This is a genomic window from Fictibacillus nanhaiensis (assembly GCF_023715445.1).
GTDB lineage: Bacteria > Bacillota > Bacilli > Bacillales > Fictibacillaceae > Fictibacillus > Fictibacillus nanhaiensis_D.
The window spans coordinates 1-255 of the sequence record NZ_JAMBOD010000067.1; the positions used below are offsets into that span (position 1 = coordinate 1).

Here is a 255-nt window from a genome sequence, read left to right on the forward strand (position 1 = left end):
TTGCTTTGGCGCAGATAAATAATATATCTGCCTTGCATTTGTTTGGATGTCGATATCTAGTTTTCAAAGAACATAAGAAATAACCTTTTCCATAAGAAAACGTTATTTGATTTAGAGAGAGAGTTCTCTCAAAACTGAACAAAAGAAGAATAGGTGTACTTACGAAACAGACGAAGCTGTTTCATAATCTCCATAGAAAGGAGGTGATCCAGCCGCACCTTCCGATACGGCTACCTTGTTACGACTTCACCCCAA

1 rRNA gene is annotated in these 255 nt (G+C 38.0%); it reads right to left on the reverse strand.

Annotation, left to right across the window (positions count from 1 at the left end):
- Positions 1-196 precede the first annotated feature (196 nt).
- A 16S ribosomal RNA gene (locus tag M3196_RS21880) occupies positions 197-255 on the reverse strand; the annotation flags it as partial.